The sequence below is a fragment of the Sutterella sp. genome (assembly GCF_030539355.1).
Taxonomy (GTDB): domain Bacteria; phylum Pseudomonadota; class Gammaproteobacteria; order Burkholderiales; family Burkholderiaceae_F; genus Sutterella.
Map to the genome: position 1 here is coordinate 1 of NZ_JAUNSF010000038.1, position 23625 is coordinate 23625.

Here is a 23625-nt window from a genome sequence, read left to right on the forward strand (position 1 = left end):
TTTACGGCGACGCTTCCGTCATGCCGGGCGGTGCAGAAAAACGCGGGATCCGCTTGACAGAAGGTGTGGGGGGGGGGTAGCCTTCAGGGGTCTGACAGGTCGTTTCAATAGAACCAGCCTGAGACAGATCCTGTCAGAAAACCCGCTGCGCATTTGAAACGTTGTGATGATCTGCAGCCCGTCATGGGCGGCGGCCGCAACAGAGCCCTCTTCCGATCGGACGGCTGTTCCTTTACCTCCCAAGGGGTTCAGCCGTCCGACCGGGAGATGTGTGTTTTTTGTGCCCGGCGGGAACCGGATTCTTTCCCCAGCAGGGCGCTGCGCCCGGCTATTCCGACCTCGGAAAAAGGACATTTGAAATGAAAAAGACTGTTTTCAGCCTTGCTGTGGCCTGCGCTCTCTGTGGTACGGCCGCGGCCGCGGACGTGACGCTCTACGGCGTGATCGACACGGGTCTCAACTACACCAGCGTTGACACGGACACCTTCTTCGGCATGAAGCACGAGGGCGGTGACTCGTTCTCCATGTCGTCCGGCCAGAACTCCGGCACCCGCTTCGGCCTGAAGGGCCACGAGGAACTCGGCAACGGCGTCACCGTCGGCTTCGTTCTTGAGAACGGCTTCGACTCTGACACGGGTGCGCTCTCTCAGGAAGGCAAGATCTTCGGCCGTGAGTCGCAGGTCTTCGTGGAAGGTGCCTACGGCAAGCTCTCCGCCGGCCGCGTGGGTCTCCTCTCGAGCGACACGGGCTCCTTCGGCATCCTCGGCGACATCAGCGCCTTCGGCACGGGCTGGGGCGACACGATCGGCAACCAGAACCTCGTCTTCGCTCACAAGCCGACCCGCATGAACAACGTGCTCACGTATGTCTCGCCTGAGTTCTACGGCACCAAGGTCCATGCCCAGTACGCCATGGGCGACTCGAACGAGAACAAGCCCTCGGCCGACCGCTACTACGCCCTCGGCGCCACGTTCAGCTATGGCCAGCTCAACGTGATCGGCCTCGCTGACTACACAAACAAGGACAGCTCCGCCTCGAACACGAACCGCGGCAGCGACATGTGGACGGTCACGCTCGGCGTGAACTACGACTGCGGCTTTGCCACGACCTATGTCGCCGCGCAGTACTTTGAGGACGCCGCTTCCGTCGGCGGCGCTGCTGACGACGCCTGGGGCCGCTCGCTCGCCAGCCGTCAGGGCAATACCCGTCAGGTCGGCAAGAGCTACGGTGACGTCACCGGCTACGGCGTTGTCGTCGGCACGAACATCCCGGCCTTCGGCGGCTCGGCCCTCATCTCCGTCGGCTACATGGACGCCGACAGCGACAAGTCCGGCCTTGACGTGAAGCGCATCTTCGCAGGCGCCGGCTATGAGTACCCGCTCAGCAACCGCACGCGCGTCTATGGCGGTGCCGGTTACGTCCGTGATGACGTGGACAACACCAATCCGCAGGGCGCTGAAGTCGCCCTCGGCCTCGTGCACAAGTTCTGATCGAGCACTCGCCTGAAGGGAATTTCGGCGGAGCCACGACCTGAGAAGTGGCTCCGCCGGGTTCCCCCGGCACTCAAGGCAGACCAGAAGTTCTCGGGGAAGTCAGGCTTCTCCCGAGAATATTTCGTCTCTGCCCATCGGTCTTTTTTCGCATCCCGGCCCGAACGGGATGCGAAAAAAGTATCGGTGAACTAATCACCCGCCTTCGTCAGTAGAGCAGTCGAAGGAAGACGAACAGAAGCAGAACTGGAACGAGACGTGACAACGGACGCTGCCCAGACCGTCGCCATCATTGGTATCGGATGCCGTTTCCCCGGCGGGATCCGAACTCTGAAGGAGCTTGAGGAGCTTCTTCTGGAGGGACGCGATGCTGTCGGGCCGCTTCCTGCGGACCGCTTTGACCTTGCCCGTTATCAGCATCCGGATCAGGCCGCGCCCGGGGCGACCTACGCGCCGCGCGCGGGAATCGTGGGCGATTTGAAGGAATTCGATGCCCGGTTCTGGGGGTTCTCGGAGAAGGAGGCTGAGGCCCTTGATCCCCAACAGCGTCTCGTGCTCGAGATGACCTGGGAGGCGCTTGAGGACGCAGGCATTCCGCCTTCCGCAATCGCCGGCAGCCGCACCGCAGTCTACATCGGCGCGTCGAGTCCCGACATGGCGCTTCTGCATGCGGACGATCCCGCCACGGAAGGGCCCTACACGATGACGGGCACCACGCTCTCCATCGTCTCGAACCGCATCTCCTACTGCCTCGACCTTCACGGCCCGAGCATGACCGTGGACACGGCCTGCTCGTCGAGTCTCGTCGCCCTTCATGAGGCCTGCCAGTCGATTCTCCGTGGAGAGGCCGATCAGGCGGTCGCGGGCGGCGTGAACGTCCTGCTCGCCCCGATGCCCTTCATCGGTTTCTCGAAGGCGCATATGCTCTCGCCCACGGGCACCTGCCGCGTCTTTGACACGGACGCCGACGGCTACGTGCGCAGCGAGGGCGGCGCCGTCGTTCTCCTGAAGCCCCTGGAAAAGGCACTAGCCGACGGCGACGCCATTCACGCGGTGATCCGTGCCACGGCGGTGAATTCCGACGGCCGCACGGCCGGCATCGCGCTCCCGTCCTGTGAGGCGCAGACGCGGCTCCTTCAAGAGATCTATTCCCGCCCCGGCATTGACAAGGCAAACCTCGTTTATCTGGAGGCGCACGGAACCGGCACCGCCGCCGGCGATCCGATCGAGACCGCCTCGATCGGCACGGTCCTCGGCCGTCCTGGTGACGAGCCGCTCGTCGTGGGCTCGGTGAAGGCGAACCTCGGCCACCTCGAGACGGGATCCGGCATGGCGGGTCTCGCCAAGGCGATCGCCGTCCTCGAAACCGGCATCGTTCCGAAGAACATTCATTTCGAGACGCCCAACCCCGCGATTGATTTCGCAAAGCTCGGCATCCGCGTCCCCGTGGAGAACGAGCGCGTTACCGTGCTTCCCGGCCGGTCATTGGTCGGCGTCAATTCCTTCGGCTTCGGCGGCACCAATGCGCATGCCGTGCTGGAGTGCGCTCCTCTTCCCCTGGAGAAACCGGCGTGCGCGGACTGCGGGACTGACGTCTCCTCACTGCCGCTTCTCCTCACGGCGAAGAGCCGCGAGAGCCTTGCCGCGCTGGCCGGGCGCTACTGCCGCCTGCTCGAAGGCAGGTCGTCCGGGGATCTCACGCGCATCGCCGCGGAGGTTCACCTTGAGCGTGATCTGCTGCCGCAGCGTCTTTTCGTGCGTCCGGCCTCCGTCGAGGCGACGCGGAAGGCGCTCAGGCGTTTCGCCGCCGCAGACGTCTCTGAACGCTCGGCCTCGGATGACGGGCTCGCCTTCTATGACCGGGACGTCACGCCCCAGGGGCGCACGGCGTTTGTCTTCTCCGGCAACGGCAGTCAGTGGCCCGGCATGTGCCGGGACCTCTACGGGAATCTCCCCGTCTTCCGCGAGGCCTTTGACCGTACGGATTCGTTCTTCCGGCCGCTCGCCGGGTGGAGCCTCGTCGAGGAACTGCTGAAGGATCCCGCAGAGGCGCTCCCCACACAGATTTCCCAGCCGCTTCTCTTCGCCTGCCAGACGGCGCTCCTTGCCGTGCTCAAAGAGGCGGGTGTCCGCGCCGAGGCCTTTGCCGGCCACAGCGTGGGCGAGGTCGCCGCGGCGTATGCCGCAGGGGCCCTTTCGCTCGAGGATGCGGTCCGCGTGATTTTCGTGCGCTCCCGTGAGCAGGGACACACCGTGAATTCCGGAACGATGGCCGCGGTCCATCTCAAGACGGAGCGTTTTGAAGCGCTCCTCAGGGAGTCCCCGGAGGTGTCGGTCGCTGGCGCAAACGCGCCCGAGAGTTTCACGGTGAGCGGACCGAAGGACGCGGTGAGCGCATTCTGCGCCCGCGTCAGGCCTGCCGGCGGCGTTGCCCGCGGACTCGGCCTCCCGTACGCCTTCCACAGCGCTGCGATGGACAAGGTGCGCGATGCCGTGCTCGCGGATCTCGGATGTCTTCAGCCGAAGGCCGTCTGCGGCTTCTATTCGACCGTCACCGCGACCAGGATTCCGGGCGAAAAGCTTGACGCTTCCTATTGGTGGCAGAACATCCGTCAGACCGTGCGCTTCGCCGATGCCATTGAGTGCATGGTGAAGGACGGTGTCACCCGGTTCCTTGAGATCGGCCCGCACGGCATTCTCACGGGATACCTGCGCACGATCCTGCGCTCGATGAACGCCGAAGGACAGATCGCCGCCGTGATGCGAAAGGGCGAGACCGCGAAGGATGTTGATCTGCGCATCGGCCGCGTGATCGCGGCCGGCTGGCCGGTCTCGCTCGAGTGGCCGGACGTTCACCCTTCGCGCGAGCTGCCGCTTTATCCCTGGAACCGCAGGGTCTGCTGGCCCGCCGTGACGCCGGGCGCCTCACGCCTCTTCGCACCGCAGAAAATCAATCCGATGCTCGGCTGGCCTGTCGCGAAGGCCGCCGGCACCTGGGTGAACCAGCTCGATGCTGTGCGGCTCTCCTGGCTCTCCGGCCATGTCGTTGACGGGAACGTCCTTTTCCCCGCAGCCGGTTTTGTGGAGGCGGCGCTCGCCGCCGGCCGCTCGAGCCTCGACGAGAAGGCCGCGGCCGCCGGCCACAGGGTCACGGGCGAGGCCGTGGAACTGAAGAATCTCGCCATTCTGCGGGCGCTGCCGCTACCTGAGCGCGAGTTCCGGCTCGTCAGGACGTGCGTTGCGGAGGACGGGACGCTTGAGCTCTCGTCGAAGCGCTCCACCGCGCAGCAGGCCGATCCCGCAGACAGCTGGGCCGTGCATCTCAAGTGCCGCGTGACCCCGGCTTTCCCGGAGCGGGTGCAGCGCCCGTTCCCGAAGACGGCGGAAAGTCTTCCGGGCGAGCACCTTGACGTTCAGGCTTTCTACACGAAGCTCCGCGGTCTCGGTCTGGAATACAGGGGCGAGTTCCTCGGGCTTGAGGCGATCGTGAGGAACGGCAGTGAGGCCGTGGCGAAGCTCGCCCCCTCGAACCCTGCCTCCACGCGTGACATGCTGATGCCGGTGCCCGCCTTTGATGCGGCGCTCCAGTGCGTCTTCGCCGCGATCCCCGATGACGTTGCGGCGACCGATCCCTATCTGCCGGTCTGGTTCGGCGGCATCACGCTCGCCTTCTCGGGCGAGCCCGCCTGGTGCGTCGCGAGGCTCGTCAATGTGAGCGAGCGCACGCTCACCGCTGAAATTGAGATTTTTGACAAGGCCGGGCTCCGTCTCTGCCGCATGACCGACGTGAGGCTGCGCCGCGCGCCGCGCCGTGCCGCCCGTCCTCTCCCGGAGGTGTTCCGTGAGGTCTGGCGCCGCGAGGGTGCGGAAAGCGCCGTGCTCCGCGAGGTGCTCGCTGAAGTCCAGGCGATCCGTTCCGGAGCGGAAGCCGAGAGGGAGAGCGCTGATGTCCGGGCCCGTCTCGGGCAGTTCCTCGCCGCCGCGTACGCCTTCGCCGCGGTGAAGCGCTTTGACGAGGCGCTTCCGGCGGAACTTCTCTTCGCGGACGATTTCTCGGTCGAGAACGAGGGGTTTGCGCAGTCGCTCGCCGAGCTCCTGGTGAGCGTCGGCGCCGCCGAGGCCATGGATGAACTTTTCACGGTCCGCCGGGATGCGAAGATCCCGCGCGCGGATGTGCTCATGCGCACGGCGCTCGCGCGCTGCCCGGCCGACTGGCCGCTCTGGCTCGCTGCTCAGGAGATCGGACGCAATCTGCCCGCGCTTCTCGCCGGGGACATGATCTTTGATGAAGCGCTCCCTGAAGGGGCGCATGGCCTCCTTGCCGCACGACGCATGACGCCCTCGGCCCAGGCCGCCTCGGCCCGTCTCGCGAAGGCGCTCGACCTCGCGATTGCACGCGTCGGAAACGGTGTGATGCTGCGCGTCGGCGTTGCCGCTGGCGAGCGTCCCGAGGCGCTCCGTGCCTTCACGGAACGCGCGGGCGAGTCGGTCACCATGACGGTCGTGGCCGCCGATGCCGCAGGTGCCTCGCGCGCCGCCGCTGTTCTCAGGCGTCGCCCGGGGCTCACGGTCACGCATTACGGTGCGCTCGAGGGAAAGGCTCTCTTTGACATCGTGATCGTGCCCGAAGGGTTCGGGCGCGAGATCGATCCCTCGGCGCAGGCTGTCCGCCTGCTCAAATTCCTGGAGCCTGGCGGCCTTTATCTGGCGCTTGAGGAAGCGCCGGGTGCGCTCACGGACTTCATCGAGGGCCCGTCGCCCGACTGGTGGACCATCGGCAGGGACGGGCAGTGCCGTTCGCGGCTCATGAATGCCGAAGCCTGGGAAAATCTAGCAGCCCGCGTCGGACTCACCGATGTCGCCGTGCGCGCTGAAGCCGCGACCGCTCCCGCACTCCTGGTGAGCGGTCTCAAGGCTGCCGGCTCGGAGGACTCTGCCGCCGCGCCGGCAGAAGAAACAAAGAAGCTGCTCGCTACTGCGCTGCGCTTCAACGCGGAGTGTGTCACCGCCGCTCAACTCGCCGCGAAACTGAAGACACACCTCACGCAGTCGGGCATCACGGTCGCTCAGGATGCGCCTGAGCGCATCGTCTCGATCCTGGACGCGGACGCCGAGGGCAGGGCACCGGTCGAGACGCTCGCGCTCGCGCAGGAAATCACAGCCGCCGGGTTCACCGGCGAATGGGTGATCGTGACGGAGAGTGAACACCCGCTCACCGCGCATGCGATCTCGGGCCTCGCCCGCGTCATCCGCAATGAATACCCGGCGCTTCGTGTCCGGACGATTGAACTCGCCGACACCAATGAAGCGACGCTTGCCACGGCCTCCCGCGTGATCGCGGGTGAACTTGAGCAGGATGCGCTTGAAGTCCGCGTCGAAGGCGGCGAAACCCTGACGGCATCCGTCGAGTCCGTGCGGGTCCGCTCCGCTGAGGAATGCGCGGATGCGCCTGAACTCCTCGCCACGGAGATGCAGGGCAAGCTCGACCGCCTCGCCTGGCGGAAGTTCCCGCGCCGACCGCTCGGTGCCGACGAGATCCGTGTGGCCGTGCGTGCCTCCGGACTCAACTTCCGCGACGTCATGTGGGCGATGGGCGTGCTGCCTGAGGAAGCGCTTGAGCACGGCTTCGCCGGTCCGACGCTCGGTCTTGAGGCCGCGGGCATCGTCACCGAGGTGGGCGGCAACGTCACGCGCGTCGCCGTCGGCGACCCGGTGATCGCCTTCGCGCCTGCCTGTCACGCAACCGAGATCATCACGAACGAGAACGCCGTGGCTCTGAAGCCCGCGAACCTTTCGTTCGAGGAGGCGGCTTCGCTTCCCGTCGCTTTCTTCACAGTCTGGTACGCCGTCACTCATCTCGCGCGTGCGCGCAGGGGCGAGCGCATCCTCGTCCACGGCGCCGCGGGCGGCGTGGGTCTAGCCGCCATCCAGATCGCCGCGATGCTCGGGCTCGAGGTCTATGCCACCGCGGGAACGCCCGCGAAGCGCGCGCTGCTGAAGTCCCTTGGCGTCCCGCACATCTATGACTCCCGCACGCTCGCCTTCGCCGAGGAAATCCGCCGCGACACCGAGGGGCGGGGCGTCGACATGGTGCTCAATTCGCTCGCTGGCGCGGCCGCTGAGAAGTCGCTCGGACTGCTCGCGCCCTTCGGCCGCTTCCTTGAGCTCGGCAAGCGCGATTTCTACGCGGACTCGCCGATGTTCCTGCGCCCCTTCGGACGGAACCTGAGCTACTTCGGCATCGACGTGGACCAGCTGCTCACCGGGCAGCCCGAGGTCGCGCGCGACCTCTTCAGCGAACTCATGGGGCACTTTGCCTCCGGAGCGCTCCGTCCGACGCCGATCACGGTCTATCCGCGAGATCGTGCGGTGGAGGCCTTCCAGGCCATGCAGGCCTCGGCCCACATCGGCAAGCTCGTCATTTCGATCGCGCAAGATGAAAGTGCCGCAGGGACGTTCGTTGGAAAACAGACTGTGCGCACGGGCGTCCGTGCTGACGCGACCTACGTGATCACGGGCGGCATGGGCGGACTCGGACTCGCTGCGGCCAAGCGCCTCGTGCAGGACGGCGCCCGCTCGGTGGTTCTCGTCTCGCGCCGCGGTGCCGTTACCGATGAACAGAAGTCGGTTCTCGAAACGCTTCGCTCGCGCGGCGCTGTGATCACGGCGCTCGCCGCCGACGCCTCGGCCAACGGTTTCGCGGAAGCGCTCGCGGAATGTGTGAGGACGCTGCCGCCCGTCGCGGGCGTCATTCATGCCGCAGGCGTCATTGACGACGCGCTCGCGAAGGACCAGACGCCGGAGCGCATGGAGCGCACATGGAACGTCAAAGTGAAGGGCGCCGAGGCGCTCGACCGCTTCACGCGCGAGCACGCCGCGGAAATTGATTTCTTCGTTCTCTTCTCGTCTGCGACCGTGCTCCTCGGCAATCCCGGTCAGGCCAACTATGTCGCCGCGAACGCGGCTGAGGGGGCCATCGTCCGCCGCCGTCTCGCTGACGGTTTGCCCGCCACGGTGATCGGCTGGGGACCGGTGGGCGACGTCGGCATGCTCAAGGACGCTCCCAGGGTGCGCGAGACCATCGAGAAGACGCTCGGCACGCCTGCGCTCACGAGCGACGAAGTGCTTGACGCGCTTTTCGCCGTCACCGCCGCCGGCATCCCGGAGAGCCACTTCATGGCGATTGACTGGCGCCGTGTGGAGTCCCTTCCCACGGTGGCCTCGGAGCGCTTCTCGGCGATCCGCGCGGGCGCTGCCGAGGCCGAGCACCGCGAGACCGGCATCCGCGAGGAGCTCGCCGGCAAGTCGAAGGAAGAGGGCGTGGCCATGCTTGTTGAACTCGTCGCCGACGAGGTGGCGCACCTCATGGGTCTCGCGCCCGAGGAACTCTCCGTGACGCGCCAGGTCTCCGAGATCGGCATGGATTCGCTCACGGTTGTGGAACTTGCCATTGCGCTCGAGGAAAAGCTCGGCGTGCGCATGTCGGGCGCGGCCGCTTTCGCGGGTGCCAGCATCACCACGATCGCGGAGCGCTTCTGGAGCACGCTCTCTGCGGGTGACGATGAATCCTTGGCCGAAGCCGATGCGCTGCGCGAGATGACCCGCCAGCACGGTGTCGAGCTCTCCCAGGAAATGCAGAAGAAAGTGCTTGAAAGTGCACGGGGAGGCCGTCATGGCGAATGACTTCCTCTTCGGGCTCTCCGAGGCTGAGCAGGCCGCGCTCTTCGCGGGCGTTTCCGCGCCGCGGGCGAAGGCCGGCCGCACGGCGGAGGACGCGGGCTGGCGGCCGGACACGAAGCTCACGAGCTTCGCGGAATTTCCGGCCCTGAAGCAGCTGAGGATGGAGATGGCCGTCGCCGAGAGCGCCGGCATTCTGAACCCCTATTTCCAGTGCCATGCCGGACTCGCCAAGGCCACGACGGTGATCGGGGGAGAGGAGTTTCTCAATTTCTCGACCTACGACTACCTTGATCTGAACGGTCATCCGGAGATCACGGCGGCCGTCAGCGAGGCCGCCCGTCGCTACGGCACGAGCGCCTCCGCCTCGCGCGTCGTCTCGGGCGAGCGCCCGCCGCACCGCGCGCTCGAGCTCGCGCTCGCCGCCAACTATTCGTCTGAAGACGCCGTCGCCTTTGTGTCCGGTCACGCGACCAATGTCTCCGTGATCGGAAAGCTCTTCGGCCCCGAGGACATCATCTTCCACGATGCGCTCGCGCACAACTCGATCGTCGTGGGTGCCCAGCTTTCGGGCGCAAAGCGCATCTCCTACCCGCACAACGACTGCAAGGCGTTGGAGGATCTGCTCCGCCGCCACCGTCCCAATGCGAAGCGCTGCCTCATCGTCACCGAGGGCGTCTTCTCGATGGACGGCAACGTCGTCGACCTGCCCGGCCTTCTCGCACTGAAGAAGGCGTGGGGCGCGTTTCTCATGGTGGACGAGGCGCATGCGCTCGGCGTCCTGGGAGCGACGGGCCGCGGCACGGCCGAGCACTTGGGCGTGAATCCCGCGGAAGTCGATATCTGGATGGGAACGCTCTCGAAGACCTGCTGCGGATGCGGCGGCTACATTGCGTCGAAAGCGGAGCTCGTCGAGCTCATCAAGTTCACGTCTCCCGGCTTTGTCTACAGCGTCGGCATGTCGCCGGTGCTCGCGGTCGCGTCCTTCAAGGCGCTTGAGATCATGAACCGCGAGCCGGAGCGCGTGGCGAAACTCCAGGCCGTCAGCCACGAGTTCGTGCGCTATGCGAAGGAAAAGGGCCTCGACACGGGGCTCGCCGAAGGCTATGCCGTCGTGCCCGTGATGCTCGGCAGCTCCATCGTCGCCGGCCGCGTCGCGGCGAAGCTCCATCAGGCACACGTCAACGTGATGCCGATCATCTATCCGGTCGTCGAGGAGGGCGCGGCACGTCTGCGCTTCTTCCTCTCCGCGGCGCACAGTTTTGAGCACGTTCACCGTGCGGTTGACCTCACGGCCGAGGCCGTGGCGGTTGTCGCCGAGGAAAGCAAGGACGGAGGCGGACTATGACGACGCTGCCGCTTGCAGGACGCTCCTTCCTCCTCCTTCAGGGACCGCAGAGCGGATTCTTCCGTCTGCTCGCGGGCAAGCTCGCCGAGGCCGGTGCCGCGGTGAGAAAGGTGCATTTCTGCGGCGGCGACGTGTTCCTCTGGGGACTCGATCAGCGCGACTGCGACTGGTACCGGGGCGGCCTCTACGGTTGGGTGACCTGGATCGGCAACGTCTACCGCATGCGCCATGTCACCGACATCTGCGTCTACGGCGACTGGCGTCCGCTTCACTGGGAGGCTGTGCGTCTTGCCCATGTGCGCGGGATTCACGTGTGGGTTTATGAGGAAGGCTATCTGAGGAGCCGCTATTCCACTCTGGAGGAGGACGGCGTCAACGGACGCTCGCGCCTGCCGCGCATTCCGAGCGAGATTCATCAGGCGGCTACGGAGAAGAAAGCTATCCCCGAGGATGTCCCTGTCAGCAACAGGATGAAGGACAAGGTTCTGAAGGCCATCTGGCACCACGTCGGAAACTTCATTCTCTACCCCGTCTTCCATCGCTACCGCACGCACCGCCCGACCTGCATCGGCGTGGAACTGCCCGGCATTCTGAGACGCTACTTCACGCGGCACCGCCGCGCGAGGCGTGATGCCGCGCGTCTAGAGGCGTTCTTCTCGCAGAGCGAACCGTACTTCTTCTTCCCGCTGCAGCTCAATTCCGACAGCCAGATCCAGCTCTATTCGCCTTATGTGCGCATGGAGGAGGCGATCGCGGACGTGCTCACGTCCTTCGCCGAGCATGCGCCGAAGGATGCGCGCCTGCTGATCAAGAACCACCCGCTCGACAACGGCCTGATCCGCTACTCGATCTTCATCGAGTCGTTCGCCCGCGAGCTCGGAATTGCCGAGCGCGTCACCTATCTCGAGAGCGGCCCGGCGGAGAGAATCATTGAAGGCGCCGTCGGCGTCGTTCTGATCAATTCAACGGTAGGGCTCTCCGCGCTCAGGCTTGGCCGTCCTGTCTACTGTCTCGGCCGGAGCATCTACAGCATCACGGGGCTCGCGCAGAGTATGCCGCTCTCGAAGCTCGATGACTTCTGGACGAATCCGTCGGCGCCTGATTCCGAGCTGGTTGCAGATTTCTGTAAAGTCGTGCGTCGTCGTGCCTCCATTCGAGGAAATTTCTATTCCGAGGGAGCAATGACATATGCCGCGGTCGACTCGGTGAGCCGTTTTGCTGCCGTAGGTGCGAGCAATTCCAACCTCACCGATTATCAGGAAAAGGAGGTGTCCGCATGACTCCGAACCTGAGACTCCGCACTGCCACGCGAGACGATCTGGAGACCGTGGCGAAGGTGATCGCCGAGGTTTCCGAAGGCATTACGGACACGCTCTTCCAGGGCGTGATCGCTGCGATGCCTCCTGAGAAAGTGTTGGAGCTTGCTTTCAGCCGCTCGATTAGCACGTACACACCGGAGAACGTCATTCTTGCCGAGGTTGACGGTCGTGTCGGCGGACTGCTTTTCAGTTATGCGGCAGATGAGCAGCAGGTGCCGGGTGAGATGCGCGTTTTTCTCAAGGAAGAACGCATTCGCGCTGTCGAACCCGTTCTGACCGCGAAGGTTGAGAACGCGCTCTGGGTCAATACGCTCTGGGTTTCGGAAAGTCTGCGCGGCGCGCATCTCGGTGCACTTCTGATCAGGTTTGCCAGAAAGACCGCGCTCGACCGCGGGCTCTCGACCGTCGGGCTCTTCTGCTGGGCGGACAACGAGGCGGCGAGGCGCTTCTATCTGCGTGAGGGCTTCACTGCAGTACAGACAATTCGGGCCGGGGAGTTTGGTGAGGCGCTCCGGAATCGTCACCCTGCGGGCGGCATCGTTTTCTCGATGCAGTGCCCGGCTGGGGCTGCGGGAGGCTGAGATGATGACTGAGAAGCTTCAGCCCCGGACGATCGCAATTCTCGGTGCCACGGGAGGCATCGGGCAGGCGCTCGCGCGTGCCTGCACCGGTGAAGGTACGACGCTGTTCCTCTCCGGCCGTTCGGCCGATGCGCTTGCCTGCACGGCTTCGGAATGTCGCTCCGCAGGTGCCCGGGTGTATACGGCTGCCTTTGACATCCGTGACCGTGAGGCAGCGCTTGCCTGGGTGGCGGAAGTCTGCACGGAAAGGATCCCTGACACGGTGATTCTCACGGCCGGCGTCTCCGCTTCCGTCCGGGATGCTGACGGCATCACGCTGCCTGAGGCTCAGAGCGATCTCGCCCGCGAGATGGATGTCAACGCCTCGGGTGTCATCCTCTGCGCAAATGCGTTTGCGGAGAAGGCGCTCCGTGAAGGGCGTTCTCACATGCAGATCGGCCTCATTGCCTCGCTCGCGGCGCTCACGGGACTTCCGTCCTCGCCGGGCTACAGCGCCTCCAAGGCTGCGCTCCTCACCTACGGTCAGGCGCTGCGGCGTCTCGCGCGCGGAACGTCGGTCGGCGTCACGGTTGTTCTGCCGGGCTTCGTGACGAGTCCGATGAGCGCCCGTTACCTGGGCTCAAAGCCCTTTGAAATTTCAGCTGACCGGGCCGCCCGTCTCGTCCTTGAGGGACTTGAGAAAAACGTCGCCGTGCTAGCTTTTCCGAAGCTCCTTGCACTCGGCATCCGAGCGCTCGAGGTGCTTCCTGAATGCCTGCAGAACGTTTTCCTGAAGCTCTTTGACTTCCGCGTGGAAGCAGATCGTGAAGCGCGAGAAGAAACCGGGAGGATCGTGCGATGAAGATCCTCCTCACCATCCTCCTGCTCACGCTCATTCTCGCGGCGCTGAACCGCATGAGCATCCCTGCGGAAAGTGAAGCTAACCGGACGGCCTCAAGAATCTGGGGGGACGCGGTGGCGTTGCTCCTCTGCGGCGTCATCTTCCCCGCGCTCATCCTGATCACGGGGCGGTACGTCACATCGATCGGAATCGGGCTCGGGCTCATTCTCGCGCTCTGGGCGGGCAACGGCCTCAAGGTCCGCATCCTCGGCGAGTCGCTCGTTTTCTCCGACATCTTCCTCGCCGGACATGCGCTCCGCTGGCCGCGCCTCTACTTCGGCTACGCGCCGAAGTGGGTGTGGCCTGTTGTCGCGCTCCTCGTCCTTCTGATCGGGTTCGCCGGTGCTGAGGAGCCTGTGGCTGCGGCAGCGGACTACACGGCGGCGGCCTGGCTCTGCGGCGGGTTTGCTGTGCTTGCGCTCGTCTGCGCGACGGGACTGCGCCGCAGTGGGACGGAGATCCTGAAGATGTTCCCGGTTTCCTTTGACTCGCGGACGGATATGGAAAACTACACGCCGCTCGGCGCCGCAGTGCTGCATACGCTCCACCACCTCCGGAACCGCGAGGTCATCAAGGCGCAATTCTCGCTTCCTGAGGACGAGGAGAAGAGGGCCGAGGCCGAGACGGCCGCTCCCCTGGAAGAGAGGCATCCCGCGCACTTCATCCTGATCCAGGCGGAGTCCTGGTGCCCGGTCGCCGAGCTCACGGGGCGGGTGTCCGTCACGCCGACGCTCGACCAGCTGCGCGAGAAATCGCTGCACGGGAAACTGCTGCTTGACTGGCGCGGTGCCTACACGATGCGCACGGAATTCTCCGTGCTCACGGGGCTCGCGGTCCGTGCGCTCGAGACCTTCGGATTCGATCCCTACCGGCTCGCCGCGAGGATTTCGATGGCGAGTCTCGCACGTGACTTCCGCGCCAGCGGCTGGAAGGCCGTTGCCTGGCATCCTAATGACGGACGGTTCTTTGACCGCACCGAGGTGATGCCGAATCTCGGTTTCGAACACTTCGCCGACAGCAGTGAACTCGGGAACCTTCCGCTCAACGGCCGCTATGCGAGCGACGAGGCGCTCCTCGCCGCCGCCGCTGAGTATCTCGAAAAATCCGAGAGTCCGACGTTCCTCTTCATCGTGACGATGGAGGGGCACGGACCGTGGACGGGAGAGGCCGGACGCACGGAGACAGAGGCCTACGAAAAACGCCTCGCGAGCCTTGACCGGGGGATCGCGAAGCTCGTCACCGCCATCCGAGAGAAACTCCCCGGGACGCGTCTCGCGATCTACGGCGATCATCTGCCGGGCATTCGCGACCTCGCTCATGTGAAATCCGGCGACACCGCCTGGATGCTCTGGCCGGGAAGGAATGAGGAGAGGGATCTGCGTCCTGAGGAAATGCGTCCGCTCATCCGTGAGGAGGTGCTCGCATGATCCGCATCTTCTCGAACGGCATCCGCCGCATTCCGTATCTCGACGCCTTCATCCGCGAGGAGCGGGAGCGCTTCGCGGGCACCGCCTGCGAAGCCGTCATCGGCTGGGGGCACAAGCCCACTGCGGAGAAGGCGCGCGCCTTTGCGGCTGAGCAGCACCTCCCCTACATCGCGCTTGAGGACGGATTCCTGCGCTCGCTCGGACTCGGCGTCTCCGGCGCAGCGCCGCTCTCGATGACGGTTGATCCGGTTGGCGTCTATTACGACGCGACCTGCCCGTCTGCGCTCGAGACCGATATCGCTCACAGCGATGAGTGGATGACCGAAGCGATGACCGCGCGTGCGCGCACGCTGATCGACCGCATCATCCGCGCGGACCTCTCGAAATACAACTGCTCGCCTTCGGTTCCTGCCGGATGGCTGGAAGCGAAGTTCCCCGTTGCGAAGGGAAAGGTGAGGGTGCTCCTGGTCGACCAGACGAAGGGCGACGCCTCGGTGACGCTGGGGTGCGCTTCGGAGCGGTCCTTCGAAAAGATGCTCGCTGACGCGAGGGAGATGTTCCCGGGAGCGGCGTTCTTTGTGAAGACGCATCCGGATGTCGTCGCCGGGAAGAAGTCGGGTTACCTCACTGGGTCGCTCGCGCAGGATGTGATCGTCCTCGCGGAGGACGCGGCGCCGTTGTCGCTTATCGCTCAGTTTGACGAGGTCTTCGTTGTGACGAGCCAGATGGGCCTTGAGGCGCTGCTGCTCGGGAAACCCGTTCATGTCTACGGCGCGCCCTTCTATGCGGGCTGGGGACTCACCGATGACCGGTGCGATGAAACGAGTTGGAAGGCCCGGCGCGGGAAGAAGGTCCCGATTGAGGCGCTCTTCACGGCGGCTTATATCCGCCGCTCCCGCTACGTCGAGCCGTTCCATGGCGAGCACATCGAGATTGAGGATGCCGTCGACATCCTCGAGATGCAACGTCGCACGAACGAGGCGAACCGCGGTCACTTCGTTGCCACCGGAATCCGTCGCTGGAAGAAGCCGCACTTCCGTGCGTTCTTCTCCGGAACGGGTTCGAAGATCGATTTCGTCTGGGATTTCGAGGAAGCGCTCGCGGCCGCGAAGTCGGAGCAGGCGAAGCTCGTGATCTGGGCCGCGAAATGCACCGACCACGAGGTGAACCGTGCGGCTGAATCGGGTGTTGAACTCGTGCGTGTTGAGGACGGGTTCATCCGCTCGATCGGGCTCGGTTCCGATTACATGCCGCCTTATTCGCTCGTCACCGATGCGTCGGGGATCTATTACGACCCGGCCCGTCCGAGCGAGCTTGAGCAGATCCTCAACCGGATCGCTGTGGAACCCGACCGCTATGCCCGGGAGTGCGAGCGCGCCGCGAAGTTGCGTGAGTTCATCGTTGCGCACGGCATCACCAAATACAACCTGCCTAAGCAATCTCAGGCCGTGCTGCCGAAGTTCCCGTCGGACAGGAAGGTCATTCTCGTCACCGGCCAGGTGGACGGGGATGCCTCCGTGCGCCGCGGGGGCGGTGATATCCAGAGCAACCGTGAACTCCTCACGAAGGTTCGCGAGCAGCACCCCGGTGCGTACCTCATTTACCTCGAACACCCGGATGTCGCAAGCGGCAACCGCCCCGGCGCCATGACTGAGGACGAGAAGAAAGCGCTCTGCGACCTGAGCCTATCTGGTGTTCCGGTGACCGAGTTCTGCAGCCGCATTGACGAACTGCACACGCTCACGAGCCTCTCGGGCTTCGAAGCCCTGATGCGGGGCGTTCCGGTCGCGACGTGGGGACGGCCCTTCTATGCGGGCTGGGGCCTCACGAAGGACGCGCTCGACTTCCCGCAGAGAAGGAAAGGACTTTCACTCAACGGGCTCATTGCGGGGACGCTGATGCTCTACCCCCGTTGCTGGGACTGGAAGTCCGGTGCGTTCTGCCGCCCCGAGGACGTCTGTCGATTCATTTGTGCCGGCGAGCAGCCCGAACCCGAGCTCTGGGTGAAGGCCGTCCGGCAGTTCAGAGATTTCAAGAAAAAGTTTGCATGAAGGAGAACGAATTTCATGATCAAGCGCACCACAGCTTATGCCCTGACGGCGCTCCTCGCCGCGACGATGCTGACGGCCGGCTGCTCCTCCACGCCGCGTGGACTCGGGCACGTCCCTTCGCGTCCGAGTGACAAGAACCTCGATGCCCCTCAGACCGTTGAGGTGGCGGCTTTCGCGCATCTCGCGGGCGAAATCCCGGCCGCTCAGTCGACGCTCGCGAACACGCCCGTGGGCTTTGCCCGGGTGACGGTGGTCGGTGAGTACATGAACGGCCTCGGTGAGCGCTGCCGCAAGGTTCAGCTTGATGCCGAGGGCAATGTCAGCCGCCGTGCTGCAGTCTGCAGGGACGCCGAGGGTGTCTGGCGCTACGTGGCGCCGCTTCAGTGAGGCAGTCATGTCTACGCTCGCTGAAGGCGCAGTTGTTCAGGGAAGGGTGCTGACCGCCCTGATGCTGCGCGAGATTCACACAATCAACGGCAACAGCAAGCTGGGTTACCTCTGGGTGCTGATCCAGAGTGTGTTCGGCATTGCCGTTTTCTGGGGCGTGCGTGCCTTCATGGGCGCGCATGCGCCGCACGGCATGAGCGTGCCGATCTTCCTGGCCATTGGTTTTGGTCTCTGGAACATCTTTTCGGGCGGCATTACCCGCTGTATGAATGCAGTGGACGGAAATCGAGGTTTGCTGACATTTCCGCAGGTCACGGAGTTTGATATGATGCTCGCGCGCGTGATTGTGATCACCGCGACACAGATTCTGACGTCGGCAATCATCATCGCCGTCAGCGTTCTGTTTGGATCCGAATTCCGACCGGCGTCAGCTCCGCTTTTCCTGCTCGTCCTCATCACTGTGCCGTTGCTGAGCCTCGGGATGGGCATGGTGTTGTCATCCCTCGCCGTGTTCCTGCCGGTTCTTGAGAAACTCGTGCCGATGGCACTGCGCATCCTGTTTTTTGTGTCCGGTGTGTTCTTCGTCGTGAGTGCATTCAGTCACCAGATTGCCGAATGGCTGCTCTTCAACCCGCTGATGCAGGGGATCGAGCTGATGCGCATGGCGCTTCACATGGGCTATGTCACGGACGGACTCGATCCGGAATATCTGTGCGCTTTCACGGTCATCAGCCTCACCTTGGGCGGGCTGTTTGAGCGCTACGTCCGTCGCAGGAGGCTGTCGCAATGATTGAGCTCCGCAATGTGACGAAGAAATACCCGACCAAGATCGGAGCCCATGTCGTGCTGAACGACGTGAATCTCGCGATCAAGGAAGGAAAGAACCTTGGAATTCTGGGACTGAATGGCGCCGGCAAGTCGACGCTGATCCGGATCATCGGCGGGGCGGAGGCCCCCACTTCAGGAGAGGTGATCCGGACTTCCCGCGTGTCCTGGCCGATCGGTTTCTCAGGCTGCTTCCACGGGGCGCTCACTGGGCGTGAAAATCTGCGCTTCGTTTCGCGCATTTACGGCGCGGATATCAGGACGGTCTCGGATTACGTGGATGACTTTGCCGAACTCGGTGAGTACATGGACATGCCGGTCAAGACGTATTCCTCGGGCATGCGAAGCAAGCTCGCCTTCGGGCTCTCCATGGCTATCGGATTTGATTTTTACCTGATTGACGAGGCGTATTCCGTGGGTGATGCGACTTTCCGCAAGAAGGCGGATGCCGCACTGAAGGAACGTACGAAATCAGCGACCCTCATTTTTGTTTCGCACAGTATGACTGCGGTAAGGCAGAACTGTACCTGCGGCGCGGTTCTCCATCACGGAGAACTGCAGTATTACCCCGAAATTGAAGACGCAATTAAACACTATACGGATATCTGCAATGGCAAACAGTGAAAATCAACAGAATCAGAGCACTGCAGCGCCTGAAACGAATGATCAGAAGACTGAAGTTTCTTCTGAACGTAAGTGCAGCGTTCAATGTCTGAAGAAAACTCCGCTCTGGCAGAAAGGTTTTCTGGCCGTCGTGATTCTTCCGACGCTGCTGGTCTTCCTTTATCTGATGTTCTGGGCATCTCCGATGTACATTTCGGAGACCAAGTTCGCCGTGCGGTCTGCTGCCGAACAGTCTTCGCCGCTGGACTTGGTCGGTCAAATCTTCCGCACGAGCAGTTCTACCACGCAGGACGCCCAGATCGTTCGGGAATACATTGAATCCCCGGATGCTTTTGACACCTTGAATGCGTCGTTGAAGCTCACCGAGCATTTCAGCGCCTCCACGCATGATCTGATCTCCAGACTCGCCGGGAACCCGACGCTCGACGAACGCACTCGTTTCTGGAACTGTGTCGCGAAGCCGGTGGTGAATCCCGACACGGGCATCGTGAGCTTCCAGGTGCGCGCTTACACCCCAGAAATGGCGACGGCCATCTCCGACGGTGTCCTCAAGGCCAGCGAGAAGCTTGTGAACGACATGAACGAGCGTGCGCGCGAGGACGCTATGAAGCTCGCCGAGGAAGAGGTCAATCGCGCGAAGGATCGGTTGACCAGGGCGCAGCAGGCGCTGAAGGACTTCCGCGGGAAGTATCAGGACATCGACCCCAAGTCGACGGCGACCGGACTCCAGTCGGTCCTGATTGAGCTTGAAGGTCAGAGAGCGGCGCTGAAGGCGCAGATCTCCGAGGCGGAGAGCTATATGGCGAAGAACGCTCCTGCCCTGCAGACGCTGAAGACCCGACTGAGTGCACTCGAAGCGCAGATCGCGAGCGAGAAGAACCGTCTCGCTGGCAATACGGCGCAGACGGGCACGGAAACCTTCAACAGTCTGGCTTCCGAATATGAATCCTTGATGATCGAAGGGGAGTTCGCTCAGAAGCAGCTGGTTTCCGCCATGACGGCGATGGAAACGGCTCGCGTGACGATGCTCTCGCAGTCGAAGTACCTGGTGACGATTTCCGCACCTACTTCGCCGGACGAATCGCTTTATCCCAATCCCTTACTGATGACGCTTTGTGTGTTTATCGGACTGATCGTTTGCTACGGACTCGGAACGCTCATTGTCGCGTCCATCCGTGAACACGCCGGTTTCTAACTGAGGAATTCCTTTCATGCGTTCTATTGTTTTGAAATCCCTCACATCCGCCATTGTCCTTGCCCTTTGTTCGGCGACGATCATGGCGGCGGAAAACGTTCCCTATACATCACCTCTCGGCACTTCAGGGACGCCGTTCCCTGCGAGCACGGGAGGAATTCAAGGGATACCGTCCAACCAGCCTGCCCCGGCAATGCTCACTGCCCGAGGCCCTGCGCAGAACATGGTTCAGCCGGGTAACTACGCCGGCAACGTACCTCTGACGAGCCAGCCTCAGCAGGCGCCGGCTGCTTGGGCGCAGACGCCGTTGACAAGCATCACGTCCCTGAGACTTCCGCCTTTTGCTGCGAATCTCTTTGAAGGCCGTTTTGCCTCCACCTACTCTGATTCGGCGAGTCCTGACTATGTGCTTGCTCCGGGTGATCGTGTTGTGTTGCGCATCTGGGGAGCCCGTACTTATGACGACGTGCTGATCGTCGACCAACAGGGGAATCTTTTCATTCCTGAGGTCGGCCCCGTCAAGGTGGGCGGCATCCGTCATGCGCAGCTCCTTTCCACAGTTCGTTCTGCGGTGGCCGGTGTCTTCACGAACAACGTTCAGCTCTATGTGAATCTGCAGAGCGCGCAGCCTGTCGCCGTGTTTGTGACGGGCTTTGTAAACAGTCCGGGACGCTATGCAGGTGGATCAACGGATTCCCTGATGAGTTTCATTGATCGTGCGGGGGGGATTGACGCCGATCGCGGAAGTTACCGTCACATTGACGTCATGCGCAACGGCAAGCGCATTGCTACCTGCGATCTGTACAGCTTCGCCCGTGAGGGAATGGTTCCCAACGTTCGTCTGCGCAATGGCGACGTCATTCTGGTTCGAGAGAAAGGACCGTCAGTCGCAGCCTATGGTCTGCTGCGAGAACAGGCTCAGTATGAATTCGCAGGAGCTGGTTCTGCCAACGGCAATGTGCTGACCCAGCTCGCTTCGCCGCTTCAGAACGTCACCCATGTGAGTGTCAGTGGAACACGAAAGGCGGTTCCGTTCAACACTTATCTGAGTGTGGATGACTTCAAGAAGTTCAGGCTTCAGGACGGTGATGTCATTGAATTCGTGGCGGATCACCGTGGCGAAACAATTCTTGCCTCTGCTTCCGGTGCGATTACCGGAGCCTCACGGTTTCCAATCAATAAGACCGTTCGTCTTCGCGAGTTGCTTCGTCAGATTGAAGTTGAACCGATGCTGGCGGACACGGATGCGGTTTATCTCCGTCGCCAAAGCGTTGCTCGCGACCAGAAAAAGATTATTCAGGATGCTCTTCATCGCTTGGAGCAGACGGCACTGACAGCCACCTCAAGTACCCCCGAAGAAGCGCAGGTTCGAGTTGAGGAAGCAAAGTTGATTCAGGACTTTGTTAAACGTGCCTCACAGCTTGAACCCGACGGAGTGGTAGTTGTTTCTCGTGGCGGCGTAGTTTCGGATGTATGGCTTGAGAATGGTGACGAAATCATCATTCCGCAGAAGAGCAACGTCGTTCAGATTTCCGGTGAAGTGATAATGTCGAAGGCTGTCACATTCTCTACGGAAATGTCCTTGGATGATTATTTGGCTCAGGTTGGAGGAGTTTCTTCTAGAGCTGATGATGAACATATTTTATTGGCGAAGCCCAATGGTGAAATTGGGCTGGTTGATAATTCAATCATTCAACCTGGAGATCGAATAATTGTTCTTCCGAAGGTTGATTCAAAATCAATGCTTTTAGCAAAAGATATAATGCAAATTATTTATCAGATAGCTGTTGCCACCAAGGTTGCCGTAGATCTATAAATAAACAAAGTATTGATATAACCATCAGTATTTCCAAAGCAAATAATATATAAAATATAATTATATTTGTGAGTGTTGTTTATGAACATTTTACTATGTACAAATGGTAGATACGCGAAATTTGCCGCAATTTCTATTTATTCTATTTTAAAAAACAACTGCAACGAAAATATCAATTTTTATATTTTTATAGACAACACGGTTACTGATGTAAATGATTTTAATAAAATACAAAATTGTTACAGTAACTCTAAAATACAATTGATTAATGTAGATAAAATTAGCAAAACTTTGTTTTCCAATCTCTACTTAAAAACACCAGAACATATTAGCGCATATTTTAGATTGTTAATATTTGTTTATCTTCAAAACTTAGATAGACTATTGTATATTGATTCGGATATAATTTGCCTTAAACCTATACATAATTTATATTATACGGATTTAGGTGAAAATTTAATTGGAGCAGTTCCGGAATATGTTCTGACTAAAGGTGATCATCCAACTATAAAAAGGCGATATAAAAAAATGGCTGATTATTTTATTGAAAAATTCAAATCAGACCTAAACGGATATTTCAATTCTGGAGTTATGCTTTTTAATTTAAATAAAATCAAAGATAAAAATCGAGAATTTATAAGATTAATGAAAATAGCAAGAAAGAATAATAATTTCTTCCATGATCAAAATGTTTTTAATATTGTTTATAAAAATAAAGTACATTTTCTAGATTGGAATGCAAATGTTCTAAATGATTTACGAAGTTTAGCTTGTTTACGTTTCGAATTCGATATTATAAAAAATTATCAAAAATTAACCACTGATCCAATATTTCTACATTTTACTCCAACGAGACCTTGGGATAACTCTAATGTAGAAAACGCAAATCTTTGGAATTCCATGAAGCAGGAGTTAGACAAATTATGACTAATGGCAATAAAACAAAAAATATATTGATTTGTGCGGGGTCAGGAATTGGTAATGTTATCTTACAATTACCATTATTAAAAAAATTCGAATCACAAGGTTTTCATTGCGATCTATTACTCCGTAATGTTCCTCACAATACAAAAGAAGTACTTTCTCTTTTACTTAAGTCCTCAAAGATCGAAATATTTAATATAAATGAAATAAAGCGGAACAAGCACTATGATATTATATATGAAACCAGATCTTTCAATGGAGGAAAAGATATAAATTATTGTTGTAATTCGAACTTATTAATATCAAGCAAAGATATTTTTGGTGTCGAAGAATACGATATTTTCAGTGAAACTGAATATGAATTTGCAGCATTAAATAAATTAATAAATTTACAGTATTCAAAAAATGATCTTGCTTTGACGCAAAATTTATCATTCTCTTGTTCTAGTAGAAAAATAGCAATATTTACATCTGGAAAAAAGACAAATCCAGCAATAAAAAGAAATTTACCTTCGATTGATTGGGATGTAATAATAGATACTTTAAAAATAAAAAATTATGAACCAGTATCTATAGGTTTTCCTAATGAATATATTAACGGCTGTATAAACAAAACTAGCACCAATCCTATTGAATTTATTGATAATATTCGTCAATGCCAATATTTTATCGGTACCGATATGGGATTAATCTGGCTTGCTAGATCAATTGGGCTTAATGGAAGTGTATTTTTAGGACCAACCGCAATTTGCAAGACTAAAAATTCATTACTTGAAAATAATATTTTAGTTTTTGAGAATAAGAACGTATCATGTCCTATTTTTCCTTGCTGGAAGCAACGCAACATAATTCAATCAAAATATAAATGCAATAATTCTTGTATTAAATCATTAGTAAGTACTACAAACATAAACAAAATATTGGAAAGTATAAAATGATAATGAAAATTTTAAATAAAATTAAAAATTTTATATTACTTAACTTAATAATCTATTTACCGGATCAATATAAGAAATACCTTATAAAAAAGAACTTTAAGAATGTCTCTCTTATAAATACGCTTATAAATTCAAAAAATATT

Annotated in this window: 15 protein-coding genes; all 15 read left to right on the forward strand. The window is 59.7% G+C overall.

Features of this window, described 5'->3' with window-relative positions:
- Positions 1-359 precede the first annotated feature (359 nt).
- Positions 360-1490 (forward strand): porin, encoded by a 1131-nt coding sequence (locus Q4F91_RS07100; RefSeq protein ID WP_303336165.1) that lies wholly within the window; start codon positions 360-362, stop codon positions 1488-1490.
- 258 nt (positions 1491-1748) lie between these two features.
- On the forward strand, positions 1749-9173 hold the full coding sequence (locus Q4F91_RS07105) for a type I polyketide synthase (protein WP_303336167.1): 7425 nt from the start codon (positions 1749-1751) through the stop codon (positions 9171-9173).
- Positions 9163-10515 (forward strand): aminotransferase class I/II-fold pyridoxal phosphate-dependent enzyme, encoded by a 1353-nt coding sequence (locus Q4F91_RS07110; protein WP_303336169.1) that lies wholly within the window; start codon positions 9163-9165, stop codon positions 10513-10515. The genes Q4F91_RS07105 and Q4F91_RS07110 overlap by 11 nt, the downstream gene beginning before the upstream one ends.
- Entirely contained in the window at positions 10512-11795 is a 1284-nt protein-coding gene (locus tag Q4F91_RS07115) for a capsule biosynthesis protein (RefSeq protein WP_303336171.1), read from the forward strand. Before Q4F91_RS07110 ends, Q4F91_RS07115 begins: the two co-directional genes overlap by 4 nt.
- Positions 11792-12415, forward strand: a complete 624-nt coding sequence (locus Q4F91_RS07120; protein ID WP_303336173.1) for a GNAT family N-acetyltransferase — start codon at positions 11792-11794, stop codon at positions 12413-12415. The genes Q4F91_RS07115 and Q4F91_RS07120 overlap by 4 nt, the downstream gene beginning before the upstream one ends.
- Before the next feature lie 4 nt (positions 12416-12419).
- A complete protein-coding gene (locus Q4F91_RS07125; RefSeq protein ID WP_303336175.1) occupies positions 12420-13256 on the forward strand; it encodes an SDR family oxidoreductase in 837 nt (278 codons plus the stop codon).
- The gene (locus tag Q4F91_RS07130; protein ID WP_303336177.1) at positions 13253-14722 is read left to right on the forward strand and encodes an LTA synthase family protein; all 1470 of its coding nucleotides are present in this window, start codon (positions 13253-13255) and stop codon (positions 14720-14722) included. The genes Q4F91_RS07125 and Q4F91_RS07130 overlap by 4 nt, the downstream gene beginning before the upstream one ends.
- A complete protein-coding gene (locus tag Q4F91_RS07135; protein ID WP_303336179.1) occupies positions 14719-16773 on the forward strand; it encodes a capsular polysaccharide biosynthesis protein in 2055 nt (684 codons plus the stop codon). Before Q4F91_RS07130 ends, Q4F91_RS07135 begins: the two co-directional genes overlap by 4 nt.
- A 15-nt stretch (positions 16774-16788) precedes the next feature.
- Positions 16789-17160, forward strand: a complete 372-nt coding sequence (locus tag Q4F91_RS07140) for a DVU3141 family protein (RefSeq protein ID WP_303336181.1) — start codon at positions 16789-16791, stop codon at positions 17158-17160.
- A gap of 7 nt (positions 17161-17167) precedes the next feature.
- Positions 17168-17950, forward strand: coding sequence for an ABC transporter permease (locus Q4F91_RS07145; RefSeq protein ID WP_303336183.1), 783 nt, complete (start codon positions 17168-17170; stop codon positions 17948-17950).
- Positions 17947-18609, forward strand: a complete 663-nt coding sequence (locus tag Q4F91_RS07150) for an ABC transporter ATP-binding protein (RefSeq protein WP_303336185.1) — start codon at positions 17947-17949, stop codon at positions 18607-18609. Before Q4F91_RS07145 ends, Q4F91_RS07150 begins: the two co-directional genes overlap by 4 nt.
- Entirely contained in the window at positions 18596-19804 is a 1209-nt protein-coding gene (locus tag Q4F91_RS07155; RefSeq protein WP_303336187.1) for a hypothetical protein, read from the forward strand. The genes Q4F91_RS07150 and Q4F91_RS07155 overlap by 14 nt, the downstream gene beginning before the upstream one ends.
- A 16-nt stretch (positions 19805-19820) precedes the next feature.
- Entirely contained in the window at positions 19821-21620 is a 1800-nt protein-coding gene (locus tag Q4F91_RS07160) for a polysaccharide biosynthesis/export family protein (protein ID WP_303336189.1), read from the forward strand.
- Between the two features lie 81 nt (positions 21621-21701).
- Positions 21702-22547, forward strand: a complete 846-nt coding sequence (locus Q4F91_RS07165; protein WP_303336191.1) for a glycosyltransferase family 8 protein — start codon at positions 21702-21704, stop codon at positions 22545-22547.
- Positions 22544-23482: a hypothetical protein gene (locus Q4F91_RS07170; RefSeq protein WP_303336193.1), complete on the forward strand. Its 939-nt coding sequence runs from the start codon at positions 22544-22546 to the stop codon at positions 23480-23482. The genes Q4F91_RS07165 and Q4F91_RS07170 overlap by 4 nt, the downstream gene beginning before the upstream one ends.
- Positions 23483-23625: the final 143 nt, after the last annotated feature.